Raw genomic sequence first — 14024 nt, forward strand, 5'->3', positions numbered from 1 at the left:
TCCACACACTACGAAATGATTGCTGACAGTCGTCAGGGGGCGGCATTGTACAAATAATGTGTCTGCCTTGCTACCCGCAGCATACGGAGTTATCCGGCTTTTCGCCAAATAACGAAAGGGAGCCGAGGCTCCCTTTGCTGGTGTTCACTGCCGGCGTCATCAGGCGCGCGGGCAGATCTCGTCATCGCCGAAAAAGTAGGCGATTTCACGGGCGGCAGAGGCCGGGGCATCGGAGCCGTGTACCGCGTTGCGATCTATGCTGTCGGCGAAGCAGGCGCGCAGGGTACCGGCCAGGGCATCGGCAGGATTGGTGGCGCCCATGATTTCGCGGTTGCGACGGATGGCGTCTTCGCCCTCCAGCACCTGCACCATGACCGGACCCGAGGTCATGAAGGCGACCAGGGCATCATAGAAGGGGCGTCCTTCGTGCTCGGCGTAGAAGCCGGCAGCCTGCTCGCGGCTCATGTGGATCATCTTGGCTGCGACGATGCGCAGGCCCGCGCTCTCAAAGCGGTTGTAGATGGCACCGATCAAGTTCTTGCTGACAGCATCCGGCTTGACGATAGAGAAGGTACGTTCGATAGCCATTAGATCTTCCTTAAACTACTGAGAATTAGGGTAAGAATTCATGTTCGGCGGCGATTATACGTAAACAAAAAGCGAAACAACATACAAAAAGGCAACTTTTTGTTAAACAAAGTCATCGTTAAAACAACATGCCAGCTCACCTTGCCGTAGCCTAACCCAAAAAAACGTGCGCTTGCCCACGTTTCTCTTATCAAATGCATGAAAATCAAGCTCTCCTCCCTCGCTCGAGCGGTTGCCTTGCGGCGGGAGATCGCCCGCCAATGCGGAGCTTGGCCATGAAAAAGGCGCCATCAGGCGCCTTCCTTGTTGCAATGGGATGAGCGCTTATCGCGTCTCGTCCAGCAGGGTGCGGGCCAGGGTACGCATTCCCAGGGTATTGGCCCCAGGAGCCCACAGGCTGTCGCCGTTTTCGCTGAAACAGGAGGCAAGATCCACATGCAGCCAGCCCTGCCCTTCGTTGGCGACGAAGCGGGAGAGGAAGCCGGCCGCGTTGGAGGCGCCCCCCGGGCCGCCACCCGGCACGGGACGGCTGTTGGCGGTATCGGCATAGTGGGACGGGCACTGGGTACGGTGCCAGGGCTCGAGGGGCAGCGGCCAGGCCGGCTCCTGCTCTGCCTCGGCGTAGGTCATGGCCCGACTCACCAGTCCCTTGTCCAGGCCGAACAGGGCGTTGTAACGTCCCCCCAGCGCCATCACGGCCGCCCCGGTCAGGGTGGCGGCATCCAGGATGAGGGGCGCGCCGCTGGCACAGGCCAGTTGCAGGCCATCAGCCAGTACCAGACGCCCCTCGGCGTCGGTGTTGACTATCTCCACCGTGGTGCCGTTCTTGTACGTGAGGATGTCACCCAGCTTGTAGGCGTGACCCGAGACCAGGTTCTCGGCGCAGCAGAGGATGAGCTTGACCCGCTTGTCCAGGCCCCGCAGCATGGCCAGCGCCAGGGCGCCGGTGACGATGGCGGCGCCTCCCATGTCATGCTTCATGGTCAGCATGCCCTGGGAGGTCTTCATGGAGTAGCCGCCGGAGTCGAAGGTGATGCCCTTGCCCACCAGGGCCGCGGCGACGGGGGCCTTGGGATCCTTGCCCGGATTGAAGTCCAGCTCCAGCATGACCGGCTCGCGATCGCTGCCCCGACCCACCTGATAGAGCCCCACCCAGCCCGCCTGGGCCAGGGCCTCGCCCTTGAGGATGCGGTGGCTCACCTTGTCCGGCGCCAGCTCGGTGATGAAGGCCGCCGCCTCCACCGCCAGATCCAGCGGTCCCAGCTGCTCCGGCGTGGCATTGGTCATCTCGCGCACCCAGCGCCCGCACAGCCAGCGCCCTTCCAGCTCGGCCCTGTCCTCCTCGCTGCAGGTGGCCCATTGCAGCTCCACCTCCACCTTGGGGGTCTGCAGCCCCTGGGCGAAGGCCCACTGCTGCTCCCTGTCCCAGTGACCGGCCAGGCTCACCCTGTGGATCCCCTGGCTGCAGAGGCGACGTGCCGCCTGCTGGATATCCTGCAGGGGACTCGCACTCACCAGATGGATCAGGGCGCCGTCGGCGCGATGGGAGAGCAGGGCTCCCTCCCCCCACTCTGGGGCGGCAAATTCACGGCTCAGCCAGACATTCATACAGACACCTCCTCGAGACAGATCGCAATGGAGGACCACCCGGTTAACACCAGGTAACCGTGGTCATGATCCCCCAGTTTCAGGCAGGCGTTCATGCCGTCACCTCTTCGAGCCAGCGGGCGATGGTGCGCAGGCCATGGCCCTTGGCGCCGGTGGCCCACAGCTCGTTGCCCGCCTTCTGGTAGGCACCGGCCAAGTCCATGTGCAGCCAGCCCCGCCCCTCGTCACGGACGAAGCGCGACAGGAAGGCGGCCGCCGTGGTGGCGCCGGCCGTGCCTTCGGCCGTGGCCACGTTGCTCATGTCGGCAAACGAGGAGCCGAGCTGGCCCTGATGCCAGGTCTCCAGCGGCAGGACCCAGGCCTTCTCGTTTTCCGCCTTGGCGGCGGCCAGGCCACGGGCCTGCTCGGCCTCGTCCAGGGCGAACAGGGCATTGTAGTCACGGCCCAGGGCCATCTTGGCGGCACCGGTCAGGGTGGCGGCATCCAGTATGTAGGGAGCGCCGCTCTCGCTGGCCGTCAGCAGGCCGTCCGCCAGTACCAGGCGTCCCTCGGCGTCCGTGTTCTGGATCTCGACGCTGATGCCATTGCGATAGGTGAGGATGTCGCCGAGCTTGAAGGCATGGCCCGAGACCAGGTTTTCGGCGCAGCAGAGGATGAGCTTGACCCGCTTGTCCAGGCCGCGGGCGATGGCCAGGGCCAGGCCACCGGTCACCATGGCGGCGCCCCCCATGTCGGATTTCATCGGCAACATGCCATCGGACGATTTCATGCTGTAGCCGCCGGAATCGAAGGTGATCCCCTTGCCCACCAGGGCGGCGGACACAGGGGCATCCGGGTTGCCGCTCGGGTTGTAATCGAGCTCCAGCAGCACGGGCTCGCGCTCGCTGCCACGACCCACCGACCAGATGCCGATGTGGCCCGCTTCCTTCAAAGCTTCGCCACTGGTGATGCGGGCGCTGACCTTGTCACCGGCCAGGCCGCGGATAAGCAGCAGGGCAGACTCCGCCAGACTCATGGGGTAGATCTCCTCCGGGCAGGCGTTGGTCACGTCCCGTACCCAGGCACTGGCCTTGAGCAGGCCATCGAGGGCCTTGGCGTCCTGGGGCGACTGCCCGCCAAACGTCAGTGTCCGCTCTCCCTTGGCGGCATAGAAGCCCTGGGCAAAGGCGAAACGGCGCTCCAGATCCCAGCCCTCACCGGCCAGCCGCACCCGTTTGATGCCGGAGGACTCCAGGCGGCGGGCGGCCCGCTGGATGGCGCGCAGGGGCTCCTGATCAAGATGTACCCGGGCCTCGTCACCGTTGAAACTCAGCAGGGCATTTTCGCCCCAGTGGGGGGCGGCGCCCTGGGTGGACAACACTACATTCATCATCTCAGCCATCTCTTCTTGCTTCCTTTTCTTTTTGGCAATGGGTCGGTCGGGGAATGGCGGCCATAAAAAAGGCCGTCTCCCTCTCGGGTCACGGCCTTCACCATATCACTTTTGCATCTGCACTGACTGCATGCTCGTTTGAACCGGCGCGGATCAGTGGCGCTCGGAGGCGAGGTTGAGGGTGTACTTGGGCAGCTCCACCACCAGGTCCTCGTCCGCCAGGCGCGCCTGGCAGCTCAGCCGGGATTCCGGCTCCAGGCCCCAGGCCTTGTCCAGCATGTCGTCTTCCAGCTCGTCGCTCGGCTCGAGGGAATCAAAGCCTTCCCGTACCACGCAGTGGCAGGTGGTGCAGGCGCAGGATTTCTCGCAGGCATGCTCTATCTCGATGCCGTTGCGCAGGGCGATGTCCAGTATGGTCTCACCGCTCGCCCCTTCCAGGGCCGCGCCCTCCGGGCAGAGTTCGGGATGGGGCAAAATGATCAGTTTCGGCATATCACACCTTGTTAACGTCTTGGCCGGTCAGCACCTTGCGGATGGAGGCATCCATGCGACGGGCGGCAAACTCGCCACTGGCAGCATCCGCCGCCTCGATGGCATCTTTGATTTGATTGGTCGAACCGGCCAGGCGCATCTGGCTGAGATGGGCGATGGCGGTATCGAGTTCGGCCCGCTCGGCGGCGCTCAGCAAGGTCTCGCCATCGGCGGCCAGGGCGGCATTGAGGCTCTCGATGACCCGATCCGCCTCCACCTGCTGCTCCGCCAGCATGCGGGCGGCCATGTCCTGCTCCGCATGTTCGATGGAGGAGGTCAGCATGGAGAGGATCTCCTCCTCGGCCAGGCCATAGGAAGGCTTGACCTGGATCTCGGCCTGCACCCCGGAGGACTTCTCCATGGCGCTGACCGAGAGCAGGCCATCGGCATCCACCTGGAAGGTGACCCGGATGTGGGCAGCCCCCGCCGCCATGGGCGGAATGCCGGTCAGGGTGAAGCGGGCCAGGGAGCGGCAATCCGCCACCAGCTCGCGTTCTCCTTGCACCACATGGATTGCCATGGCGGTCTGGCCATCCTTGAAGGTGGTGAACTCCTGGGCACGGGCCACCGGAATGGTGGTGTTGCGCGGGATCACCTTCTCGGCGAGGCCACCCATGGTCTCAAGACCCAGGGAGAGCGGGATCACGTCCAGCAGCAGCATCTCGGCATCGGGCTTGTTGCCCACCAGGATGTCGGCCTGGATGGCAGCGCCTATGGCCACCACCTTGTCGGGATCTATGCTGGTGAGCGGGGTGCGGCCGAAGAAGTTGCCCACCTGATCCCGCACCAGAGGCACCCGGGTCGAACCGCCGACCATCACCACCTCCAGCACCTCGTCGGCACCGAGTCCGGCATCTTTCAGGGCGCGGCGGCAGGCCAGCAGGGTGCGTTTGATCAGAGGCAGGATGAGGGCATCAAACCGGGCACGACTCACCTCCCCCTGCCAGCCGGCAAAGGTGCAGGGCACAGTATCGGCCTCGGTCAGGCCATGCTTGACCGCGGCCGCCGTGTCCAGCAACTCCCGTTGCAGGCGGGCATCGAGGGCGCCGGCCAGACCGGCCTGCTCCTTGATCCAGTCCGCCAGCAGATGATCGAAGTCATCGCCGCCCAGGGCCGAGTCGCCGCCGGTAGCCATCACCTCGAACACGCCGCGATGCAGGCGCAGGATGGAGATATCGAAGGTGCCGCCGCCCAGATCGTACACGGCGATCACCCCTTCCTGGCCCGAATCCAGACCGTAGGCGATGGCGGCGGCCGTGGGTTCGTTGAGCAGACGCAGCACGTGCAGACCGGCCAGACGGGCCGCATCCTTGGTGCCCTGGCGCTGGGCGTCGTCAAAATAAGCGGGCACAGTGATGACGACACCATCGAGATCGCCCCCCAGGGTAGCGGCACCGCGCTCGGCCAGGCTCTTGAGGATCTCGGCCGACACCTGCACCGGATTGACCAGCCCCTGACGGGTCAGGATCTGGGGCGAGCCATTGTCACTGGCCACAAACTCGTAAGGCTGCTGGCGGGTGTCTATGTCCGCCAGGGCCTTGCCCATCATGCGTTTGACCGAAATGATGGTGTTGCGGGGATCGAGGGCGGCCTCGCGCTTGGCGTCAAACCCGACCCGGATGGCGTCGGTCTGGTAGTGCACGGCGGAAGGCAGCAGCACCCGCCCCTGACTGTCGCTGAGGGTATCGGCCTGGCCGCTGCGCACAGCGGCAACCAGCGAATTGGTGGTACCCAGATCGATGCCGACGGCACGTTTATGCTGATGAGGCGCGGCGCTCTGGCCGGGCTCGGCGATTTGCAGTAATGCCATGGGAGTGAAAATTCCAGCGTTAAGGGATCAAGACTCGAACAGCGAGTCTTCGAAACGTTCCAGCTCATCGAGCAGCTTGTCGACAAACTTGAGTTTGCGCACGCAATCGGCGGCCTTGAGATCGTCGCCAGCGGCGAGACTGTCGATCAGCAATTGCATCAGATGGCGGTGATCCTGCCCTATCTCCTGGCGAAAATCCGCGATGGCCGCCTCAGGTTGGGGATCGGACTTGAGATCCGCCAGCCGCTCGCGCCACTCCAGTTGCTGCATCAGGAAGGCGGTGTCTTGCAGGGTCTGCTGTTCGCCGCGGATCTCGGTGCCCCGCAGGGAGAGCAGGTATTCGGCACGGCGCAGGGGCGCCTTGAGGGTGGCGAACGCATCGTTGATGCGGGCCGCCTGCTGCACGGACGCCAGCCGCTCCCGTTCGGGAGCGGTGGCAAAACGGTCTGGATGGAACTGGGTTTGCAGCTGGCGGTAGGTCTCCCCCAGCTGGCGGGTATCGAGCTCGAACCCTGGTACCAGTCCAAACAGCTCGAAATGGTTCATGAGGTCCCCTTACACACTGAAGCTTTCGCCGCAACCACACTCGCCCTTGGCATTCGGGTTGTTGAACTGGAAGCCCTCGTTGAGGCCCTCCTTGACGAAATCCAGCTCGGTGCCATCCAGGTGGGCCAGGCTCTTGGCGTCGACGATGATCTTGACGCCCTGTTGCTCAAAAACCCGATCGCCGTCGCTGAGCTCGTCAACGAACTCCAGCACATAGGCGAGACCCGAGCAGCCGGTGGTCTTGACGCCGAGGCGCAGGCCCAGGCCCTTGCCGCGGTTGCTCAGGAAATTGGATACCCGCTCGGCCGCGGCTGCTGTCATGGTAATGGCCATACTGCTCTCCGAACCTTAAACGAGACCTTTCTTCTGCTTGTAGTCGGCGATGGCTGCCTTGATGGCATCCTCAGCCAGGATGGAGCAGTGGATCTTGACCGGCGGCAGCGCCAGCTCTTCGGCGATATCCGTGTTCTTGATACCGGCCGCTTCGTCCAGGGTCTTGCCCTTGACCCACTCGGTCACCAGGGAGCTGGAGGCAATGGCTGAGCCACAACCATAGGTCTTGAACTTGGCATCTTCGATGATGCCGGCGTCGCTGATCTTCAGCTGCAGCTTCATGACGTCGCCGCAGGCCGGCGCACCGACCATACCGGTGGCGATGCTGGGGTCGTTCTTGTCGAAACCGCCGACGTTACGGGGGTTTTCGTAGTGATCTATTACTTTTTCGCTGTAAGCCATGATTAACTCCTGCTAATTCCGTTGTCGCCGCTGATCCTCAGTGATCAGTGGTGTGCCCATTCGACCGTGTTCAGATCGACGCCGTCCTTGTACATCTCCCACAGGGGAGACATCTCGCGCAGACGACCGATGGAGTCACGGATAAGCTTGATTGCGTAATCGATCTCTTCTTCCGTGGTGAAGCGACCCATGCTGAAACGAATGGAGCTGTGTGCCAGCTCGTCGTTCAGGCCGAGGGCGCGCAGCACATAGGAAGGCTCCAGGCTGGCAGAGGTACAGGCCGAACCGGAGGAGACCGCCAGATCCTTGAGCGCCATGATGAGGGATTCCCCTTCCACATAGGCAAAGCTGACGTTGAGGTTGCCCGGCACGCGCTGATCCAGATCCCCGTTGACGTAGACGGCTTCGATGTCTTTCACTCCGTCCCACAGACGCTGGCGCAGGGCCATCATGCGCTGGCTCTCGCTCGCCATCTCTTCCTTGGCGATGCGGAACGCCTCCCCCATGCCGACGATCTGGTGGGTCGGCAGGGTGCCGGAGCGCATGCCACGCTCGTGGCCGCCGCCGTGCATCTGGGCTTCCAGACGAACCCGGGGCTTGCGACGCACGTAGAGGGCGCCGATCCCTTTGGGGCCATAGACCTTGTGGGCGGACACGGAGAGCAGGTCCACCTTGAGGGCTTCGACATCCACCGGGATCTTGCCGGCGCTCTGGACCGCATCGACGTGCAGGAAGATCTTGCGCGAACGGCACAGGTTGCCGATGGCGGCGATGTCTTGCACCACACCGATCTCGTTGTTGACGTGCATGATGCTCACCAGCACGGTGTCATCGCGCAGGGCGCCTTCGATCTGCTCCAGGGTGAACAGGCCGTTGGGCATGGGCTCGAGGTAGGTCACCTCATAGCCTTCGCGCTCCAGCTGGCGGCAGGTGTCGAGCACCGCCTTGTGTTCGGTCTTGGAGGTGACGATGTGCTTGCCCTTGCTGGCGTAGAAGTGGGCTATGCCCTTGATGGCCAGGTTGTTGGACTCGGTCGCACCGGAAGTGAACACGATCTCGCGGGGATCGGCACCGATGAGCTCTGCCACTTGATTTCGGGCCAGATCGACCGCCTCTTCGGCCTGCCAGCCGAAACGGTGGGAACGGGAGGCAGGGTTGCCAAACAGGCCATCCATGGTGAGGCACTGCATCATCTTCTCCGCGACCCTGGGGTCGACGGGGCAGGTTGCCGAATAATCAAGGTATATAGGCAGTTTCATCTTTTTCTCCGTTACAGACCGACCACACATCGGTTGGCTGTGGAAAGCACGTTTATAGTTGGACTTTCAGGCTCACATCGCCGCGTTCCGCCCGGTCAACCAGGGACAACACGGTTTTCATCTGTTCATCCTGCTTGTCGGCAATCCGGCGGACATCCGCCTGCCCGACCAGCTCGGCCAGGGTGATATCGCCAAGGAAGCTGGAGATACGTTCACTCAGATCGCGCCACAGGGAGTGGGTCAGACACTGGGTGCCGCCATGGCAGCCCCCTTTGCCGAGGCACTTGGTGGCATCGACCGACTCGTCGACGGCCGTGATCACCTGGCCGACCGAGATGGCAGCCGGATCCAGGCCGAGGCGATAGCCGCCGCCGGGACCGCGCACGCTGCTCACCAGGCCATGCTTGCGCAGGCGGGCAAACAGCTGCTCAAGGTAGGACAGAGAGATGCCCTGGCGTTCGGAAATATCAGCCAGGGGCACGGGCCCCTGCTCGGCATGTAACGCCACGTCGAGCATGGCGGTTACTGCATAACGTCCTTTCGAGGTCAGTCTCATATCCGTTACCGTCTTGCGAACCAATTGGCAATTATGGTCACATACCCGACTAAAACAGTCAAGTTTATGGTTGACTGTTTTAGTCGGGATTAATCCTGGGGTCTCGGCTTCTGTACCGAGGTCAGAATGCCGCGCAAGATGTTGAGTTCCACCGCTTCTGGCCGGGCCCGGTTGAACAGGCGGCGCAGCTTGTTCATCACCTGTCCCGGGTGCTCCTCGCTGATGAAACCTGTCTTGAGCAGGGTCTGCTCCAGGTGCTGATAGAAGCCATCGAGCTGAGCTGCGCTCGGGTAGACAGCCTCGTCTGCGGGTTCAGGGGACGGTTCCTGCTGCGCCAGCCAGTGCATGCGCACCTCGTAGCAGAGGGTCTGCACCGCCATGGCGAGGTTGAGGGAGCTGTATTCGGGATTGGCCGGGATGGCCACATGAAAATGGCACTTCTGCAGCTCTTCATTGGTCAGGCCGGTACGCTCGCGGCCAAATACCAGGGCGACCGGGTGCCGGGCCGTCTCCTCCACCAGCCTGGTTCCAGCTTCGCGCGAGTCCAGCATCGGCCAGCTCAGGGTGCGTGAGCGGGCACTGGTGCCGATCACCAGACCACAATCGGCGATCGCCTCATCCAGGGTAGAAACGATGCGGGCATTGGCCAGGATATCGCTGGCACCGGCGGCCAGGGCGATGGCGTTGCCATCGGGCAGCGCCTGGGGGTCAACCAGTACCATCTGGCTCAGGCCCATGGTTTTCATGGCCCGGGCGGCCGAGCCCATGTTGCCGGTGTGAGAGGTGTTTACCAAGACGATACGAATCTTATCCAACATGCCCGGTCAGTCTTTCGTGAAAAATGGCGCGCAATTGTAACATAGCCAATGCCCCTTTTGGCATCGTAAATGCCGATCCATTTCGAGGAAGCAGGGAACTTATTGACCCATGCCCCGGGACTAACAAGATAGGTACCCCACACAGGTTGATGGCATGTTGCCACTCTGGTTGTATGAAAGCCTGCCCGCCGCCTCTCTGGGCGGGGGCCTCCTGTTGCTGCACCTTGGTGCTCACCCGCTCCTGCTGGGGGGCGGCGCCCTGCTGTTTGGCTGTGGTGCCCTGCTCTGGATGATGCGCTCCAGCTATCGACGCACCGATCTGGTGGTCTATCCCAGCCACTGGTGGTTTCGCCCCAAATGGTTCTATGAGGCGCAGCCCTTCCTCTGGCTGGGATTGGCCGCCGCCCTCGGCCGACTCGAGCAGGGCACCTGGCCGGCCCTGCTTGCCAGCGGGTGGGCCCTGCGCTGCCTCTGGGCCAGACACAGGCATCGCCATCATGCCGACGGCCTGGCGTCTCAGTTAAAGCGCAGCACCCTGCGCCGTCGCCACCGGCTGCTCTGATACCTGCCCCTGCTCGATGAGGTGCGCCAGATCCAGCAACGGATATCTGAGCAGTGCCGGCAGGGCGGCCAGATCCAGGCTGTCTATCAGGTTCTTGAGCGCCAGCCCGAGTTCGGTGTCCCCTTCGATCTTGAGGCGACGCTGGAAGAAGAGGGTGTCGGGATCCTCCTTGCGCGCCGAGATGAGAATGAGATCGCTGCCGCTGCCGCTGAAGCTGACATCGACTCTGGGGGCGGCGTCGCTCACCAGCAGCGCCCCCTCCCGCTGACTCATGAACCAGCACAGTCCCAGATCCGTCACCTCCACCTTCAGCCACTTGTCCGCCAGAAAATCGAGATCCCCGTCCGCGATGGCCTCTCGGAACACCCGGGCCAGCAAGGGCTCCATCAGTCGACGTTGCAGGGCAAAGGGCACCATCCCCAGGGGACGGCGCAGCAGCTGGGGGGCCTGGGCGACCAGACGACGCTGTAGTGGTTGAAACACGGTACTCTCCTCCTCGGGTTTTGCGGCATTCAAGCACAGGCCGGCAAGACGGATCCTGTTGAAAATCAAACTTGTGCGCGGTTAACCCTTGCTGGGTAAAGCCACCGAAAACTGCCTCAGGTCAAAAAGCGCGGCCGCCGCCCTGCATACAATCGGGGCTCTTTTGCGTTATCGGAGCACAACCGATGGAATTACTCTGCCCGGCGGGGAGCCTGCCGGCTCTGAAAAGCGCCGTGGATAACGGCGCCGATGCCGTCTATATCGGCTTCAAGGACGACACCAATGCCCGTCACTTTGCCGGTCTCAACTTCGATGGCGGCAAGCTGGAGAAGGCGGTCGACTATGTGCACCAGCATGGTCGCAAGCTGCACATCGCCATCAACACCTTCGCTCACCCGGGCGGTGATGCCAGGTGGCAGCAAGCGGTGGACAAGGGGGTAGCCCTGGGCGCCGATGCCCTCATCGTCGCCGATCTCGCCGTGCTCGATTACGCCAGTCGCCGCCATCCCGAGATGGAGCTCCATGTGTCGGTGCAGGCCAGTGCCACCAATGCCGCCGCCATCCGCTTCTACCAGCAGCACTTCAACGTCGGCCGTGTGGTGCTGCCGCGGGTGCTCTCCATGCATCAGGTCAGACAGCTGGCGCGGGAGACGGACGTCGGCCTCGAAGTGTTCGCCTTTGGCAGCCTCTGCATCATGGCCGAGGGGCGTTGCTACCTCTCCTCCTACCTGACCGGGGAGAGCCCCAACACGGTCGGGGCCTGCTCCCCCGCCAGGTTCGTCCGCTGGGAGGAGACCCAGCACGGGCTCGAATCTCGCCTCAACGAGGTGCTGATCGATCGCTACGGCCCGGGGGAGAACGCCGGCTACCCGACCCTGTGCAAGGGGCGCTTCGAGGTGGATGGCCAGACCTATCACGCCCTCGAGGAGCCCACCAGTCTCAACACGCTCGGCTTGTTGCCCGAGCTGTTTCAAAGCGGGATCCAGTCGGTCAAGATAGAGGGCCGCCAGCGCAGCCCCGCCTACGTGGAGCAGGTGACCCGGGTGTGGCGCGCCGCCATCGACAGCTACCTCGCCTCCCCCGAACGCTATGACGTCAAACCCGAGTGGGATGCCCAGCTCGCCCGCGTCTCCGAGGGCAGCCAGACCACCCTCGGCGCCTATCACCGCAAGTGGCAATAAAAGGAACACATATGCAATTTTCTCTCGGGCCCCTGCTGTTCTACTGGCCCAAGGCCCAGACCCGTGCCTTCTACGAGGCGGCGGCCCAAAGCGAGGCCGATATCGTCTATCTGGGGGAAACCGTCTGTGCCAAGCGGCGCGAACTCAAGGCCGATGAGTGGATGGATCTCGCCAAGGCGCTCGCGGCGAGCGGCAGGCAGGCGGTGCTCTCCACCCTGGCCCTCATCTCGGCGCCGTCGGAGCTCAAAGAGCTCAAGCGCCTCGTCGACAATGGCGAGCTGATGATAGAGGCCAACGATCTGGGGGCGGTCCAGCTCGCCCGGGAGGCGGGGGTGCCCTTCGTCTGCGGCCCCGCCATCAATGTCTACAACGCCGAGGTGCTGCGCCTGCTGCTCAAGCAAGGGATGCAGCGCTGGGTGATGCCGGTGGAGCTGTCGCGCGACTGGCTGGTGCAGCTGGCACAGGATCTGGGCAAGGAGCGTCAGCAGTTCGAGGTGGAAGTCTTCGCCTACGGCTATCTGCCCCTGGCCTACTCGGCGCGCTGCTTCACCGCCCGCTCCCTGGACAAACCCAAGGATGGCTGCGAGCTGGCCTGCATCCACAACCCTACAGGGCGTCAGGCCCTGAGCCGGGAAGGGCAGCCACTGTTCAACCTCAATGGCATCCAGACCCAGTCCGGCTACTGCTACAACCTCGGTAACGAACTGGCGGGGATGCAGGATCTGGTGGATGTGGTGCGCCTCTCTCCCCAGGGGATGGAGACCCTGGAGATGCTGAGCCGATTTCGGGCCAATCAGGAGGGGCTGGCACCCCTGCCCCTCTCGGCGGAGCGCGAGTGCAACGGCTACTGGCGCCAGATCCCGGGCATCCGGCTGGCGCAGTAACGGGCGTCCCCGCCAGAGACAAGAAAGGCCTCGCGATGAGGCCTTTTTCATGGGAGAAAGGATCCCAGATCAGATGGCGGGCTGCTTGCCGTCCTGCTCGCGCCTGACCTCCCCCCCCGGCTGCGCCGCCTTTCTCGCCATCAGCTCCAGCTCCAGCAGGGCGTACCTGTGCTCGATGAAGTCATAGACATTGTTCGCCAGCGCCAGCTTGAAGTAGCTGATCGCCTCCTTGCGGTTGCCCTTGGCCAGCTCGAACTTGCCCAGGTAGAAGTAGGCTTCGCACAGGCGCTCGGCCAGCTCGCGGTTGTCCTTCACCCCGGTCACCACGCTGGCCATCAGCTGGGTCGGCGTGAGGGTGCCGCTGTAAAGACGCACCAGATCCCAGTTCCAGGCGCTGTCACCGTGCTGGCGCAGGTGTTCGCGCAGATGGCTCATGGCACTCGCCTCGTCGAGCTTGCGCTCGGCCAGGTAGAGCCAGAGCACCCGGTAGGGATCTTCGGGCTGGGCATCGTAGAAACGCTTCATGTCCGAGACCGACAGAGAGGCCCGGTTGCCGTAATAGAGGGCGATGCCGCGGTTGAGGTAGGCATAGTCGTAATCCGGGGCCAGCTCCAGCGCCGAGTCGAACGCCTCGTAGGCCTCGTCATAGTTCTGCTGCTGTACCAGATAGACGCCGATGAAGTTGTACGCCTCGGCAAAGTCCGGCTTCTCCCGCAAGGCACGGTTGAAATCGAGCCTGGCGAGGGAGCGCAGCCCGACCCGGTCAAACACCACGGCGCGCTCGTAAAACAGCTCGGCCCGCTGCTCCGGGGTCAACTCCATCTCCCCCAGCATCTGGCCGAGACGGGCCAACGCCAGCTCACTCTGGTAAGAAACCTGCAAGGGGGTCGCCAGCACCAGCGAGGTGGGCTGTGGCACTACTTTAGGGGGCTCTACCTGACTACGACTGCTGCATCCCGACAGGGGCAGCAATACCAGGACACCGAGCAGGTATCCCATCCCTTTACTGACGCTCAATGAACACTCCGACGCAGACCCTTGACTGGCATATGGTAAAGAGGAAGTCCGCCTTTGTCATGTGGCTGACCCCT

Annotated in this window: 16 protein-coding genes; 3 read left to right on the forward strand and 13 right to left on the reverse strand. The window is 63.3% G+C overall.

The window, feature by feature from the left end; all coding sequences use genetic code 11:
- Window positions 1–159: 159 nt before the first annotated feature.
- From ndk to trmJ, 11 genes are all read right to left on the reverse strand, one after another.
- Window positions 160–588, reverse strand: coding sequence for a nucleoside-diphosphate kinase (gene ndk, locus BN1119_RS04275; protein ID WP_041994423.1), 429 nt, complete (start codon window positions 586–588; stop codon window positions 160–162).
- Between the two features lie 324 nt (window positions 589–912).
- Window positions 913–2196, reverse strand: coding sequence for an aminopeptidase PepB (gene pepB, locus BN1119_RS04280; protein WP_041994426.1), 1284 nt, complete (start codon window positions 2194–2196; stop codon window positions 913–915).
- Between the two features lie 91 nt (window positions 2197–2287).
- Window positions 2288–3577: an aminopeptidase PepB gene (gene pepB / locus BN1119_RS04285; RefSeq protein WP_041994429.1), complete on the reverse strand. Its 1290-nt coding sequence runs from the start codon at window positions 3575–3577 to the stop codon at window positions 2288–2290.
- 144 nt (window positions 3578–3721) lie between these two features.
- The gene (gene fdx, locus BN1119_RS04290) at window positions 3722–4060 is read right to left on the reverse strand and encodes an ISC system 2Fe-2S type ferredoxin (protein ID WP_005907038.1); all 339 of its coding nucleotides are present in this window, start codon (window positions 4058–4060) and stop codon (window positions 3722–3724) included.
- 1 nt (window position 4061) lies between these two features.
- Entirely contained in the window at window positions 4062–5909 is a 1848-nt protein-coding gene (gene hscA, locus BN1119_RS04295) for a Fe-S protein assembly chaperone HscA (RefSeq protein ID WP_041994436.1), read from the reverse strand.
- Window positions 5910–5936: 27 nt separating this feature from the next.
- Window positions 5937–6455, reverse strand: coding sequence for a co-chaperone HscB (hscB, locus tag BN1119_RS04300; RefSeq protein ID WP_041994440.1), 519 nt, complete (start codon window positions 6453–6455; stop codon window positions 5937–5939).
- 9 nt (window positions 6456–6464) lie between these two features.
- Window positions 6465–6788, reverse strand: coding sequence for an iron-sulfur cluster assembly protein IscA (gene iscA, locus BN1119_RS04305; protein ID WP_041994443.1), 324 nt, complete (start codon window positions 6786–6788; stop codon window positions 6465–6467).
- 15 nt (window positions 6789–6803) lie between these two features.
- Complete coding sequence (gene iscU / locus BN1119_RS04310; RefSeq protein ID WP_005907033.1) at window positions 6804–7190, reverse strand: Fe-S cluster assembly scaffold IscU; 387 nt, start codon at window positions 7188–7190, stop codon at window positions 6804–6806.
- A gap of 44 nt (window positions 7191–7234) precedes the next feature.
- On the reverse strand, window positions 7235–8449 hold the full coding sequence (locus BN1119_RS04315) for an IscS subfamily cysteine desulfurase (RefSeq protein ID WP_041994450.1): 1215 nt from the start codon (window positions 8447–8449) through the stop codon (window positions 7235–7237).
- A gap of 52 nt (window positions 8450–8501) precedes the next feature.
- Window positions 8502–9005, reverse strand: coding sequence for a Fe-S cluster assembly transcriptional regulator IscR (gene iscR / locus BN1119_RS04320; protein ID WP_041994452.1), 504 nt, complete (start codon window positions 9003–9005; stop codon window positions 8502–8504).
- Between the two features lie 89 nt (window positions 9006–9094).
- Window positions 9095–9823: a tRNA (cytosine(32)/uridine(32)-2'-O)-methyltransferase TrmJ gene (gene trmJ, locus BN1119_RS04325; RefSeq protein WP_041994455.1), complete on the reverse strand. Its 729-nt coding sequence runs from the start codon at window positions 9821–9823 to the stop codon at window positions 9095–9097.
- A 154-nt stretch (window positions 9824–9977) separates the two neighbouring features.
- Between trmJ and BN1119_RS04330 the strand changes: the two genes are divergently transcribed.
- Window positions 9978–10385, forward strand: a complete 408-nt coding sequence (locus BN1119_RS04330; protein ID WP_041994459.1) for a hypothetical protein — start codon at window positions 9978–9980, stop codon at window positions 10383–10385.
- Here the strand turns inward: BN1119_RS04330 and ubiT are convergent.
- Window positions 10344–10868 carry a ubiquinone anaerobic biosynthesis accessory factor UbiT gene (gene ubiT, locus BN1119_RS04335; protein WP_041994462.1) on the reverse strand — a complete coding sequence of 175 codons (525 nt, stop codon included), beginning with the start codon at window positions 10866–10868 and terminating at the stop codon, window positions 10344–10346. The two genes, BN1119_RS04330 and ubiT, sit on opposite strands and share 42 nt — an antisense overlap.
- A gap of 185 nt (window positions 10869–11053) precedes the next feature.
- On the opposite strand from ubiT, the gene ubiU reads away from it, so the two are divergent.
- A complete protein-coding gene (gene ubiU / locus BN1119_RS04340; protein WP_041994465.1) occupies window positions 11054–12049 on the forward strand; it encodes a ubiquinone anaerobic biosynthesis protein UbiU in 996 nt (331 codons plus the stop codon).
- Between the two features lie 11 nt (window positions 12050–12060).
- Window positions 12061–12933, forward strand: a complete 873-nt coding sequence (locus BN1119_RS04345) for a U32 family peptidase (protein ID WP_041994468.1) — start codon at window positions 12061–12063, stop codon at window positions 12931–12933.
- Window positions 12934–13002: 69 nt separating this feature from the next.
- Here the strand turns inward: BN1119_RS04345 and nlpI are convergent, their stop codons facing one another.
- A complete protein-coding gene (gene nlpI, locus BN1119_RS04350) occupies window positions 13003–13950 on the reverse strand; it encodes a lipoprotein NlpI (protein WP_280136465.1) in 948 nt (315 codons plus the stop codon).
- Window positions 13951–14024: the final 74 nt, after the last annotated feature.

This window comes from Aeromonas bivalvium (assembly GCF_000819765.1).
Classification (GTDB): domain Bacteria; phylum Pseudomonadota; class Gammaproteobacteria; order Enterobacterales; family Aeromonadaceae; genus Aeromonas; species Aeromonas bivalvium.

Coding starts and splice junctions, on each gene's coding strand:
- ndk (WP_041994423.1), bottom strand. CDS start 588: ATGGCTATCGAACGTACCTTCTCTATCGTCAAGCCGGATGCTGTCAGC.
- pepB (WP_041994426.1), bottom strand. CDS start 2,196: ATGAATGTCTGGCTGAGCCGTGAATTTGCCGCCCCAGAGTGGGGGGAG.
- pepB (WP_041994429.1), bottom strand. CDS start 3,577: ATGGCTGAGATGATGAATGTAGTGTTGTCCACCCAGGGCGCCGCCCCC.
- fdx (WP_005907038.1), bottom strand. CDS start 4,060: ATGCCGAAACTGATCATTTTGCCCCATCCCGAACTCTGCCCGGAGGGC.
- hscA (WP_041994436.1), bottom strand. CDS start 5,909: ATGGCATTACTGCAAATCGCCGAGCCCGGCCAGAGCGCCGCGCCTCAT.
- hscB (WP_041994440.1), bottom strand. CDS start 6,455: ATGAACCATTTCGAGCTGTTTGGACTGGTACCAGGGTTCGAGCTCGAT.
- iscA (WP_041994443.1), bottom strand. CDS start 6,788: ATGGCCATTACCATGACAGCAGCCGCGGCCGAGCGGGTATCCAATTTC.
- iscU (WP_005907033.1), bottom strand. CDS start 7,190: ATGGCTTACAGCGAAAAAGTAATAGATCACTACGAAAACCCCCGTAAC.
- BN1119_RS04315 (WP_041994450.1), bottom strand. CDS start 8,449: ATGAAACTGCCTATATACCTTGATTATTCGGCAACCTGCCCCGTCGAC.
- iscR (WP_041994452.1), bottom strand. CDS start 9,005: ATGAGACTGACCTCGAAAGGACGTTATGCAGTAACCGCCATGCTCGAC.
- trmJ (WP_041994455.1), bottom strand. CDS start 9,823: ATGTTGGATAAGATTCGTATCGTCTTGGTAAACACCTCTCACACCGGC.
- BN1119_RS04330 (WP_041994459.1), top strand. CDS start 9,978: ATGTTGCCACTCTGGTTGTATGAAAGCCTGCCCGCCGCCTCTCTGGGC.
- ubiU (WP_041994465.1), top strand. CDS start 11,054: ATGGAATTACTCTGCCCGGCGGGGAGCCTGCCGGCTCTGAAAAGCGCC.
- BN1119_RS04345 (WP_041994468.1), top strand. CDS start 12,061: ATGCAATTTTCTCTCGGGCCCCTGCTGTTCTACTGGCCCAAGGCCCAG.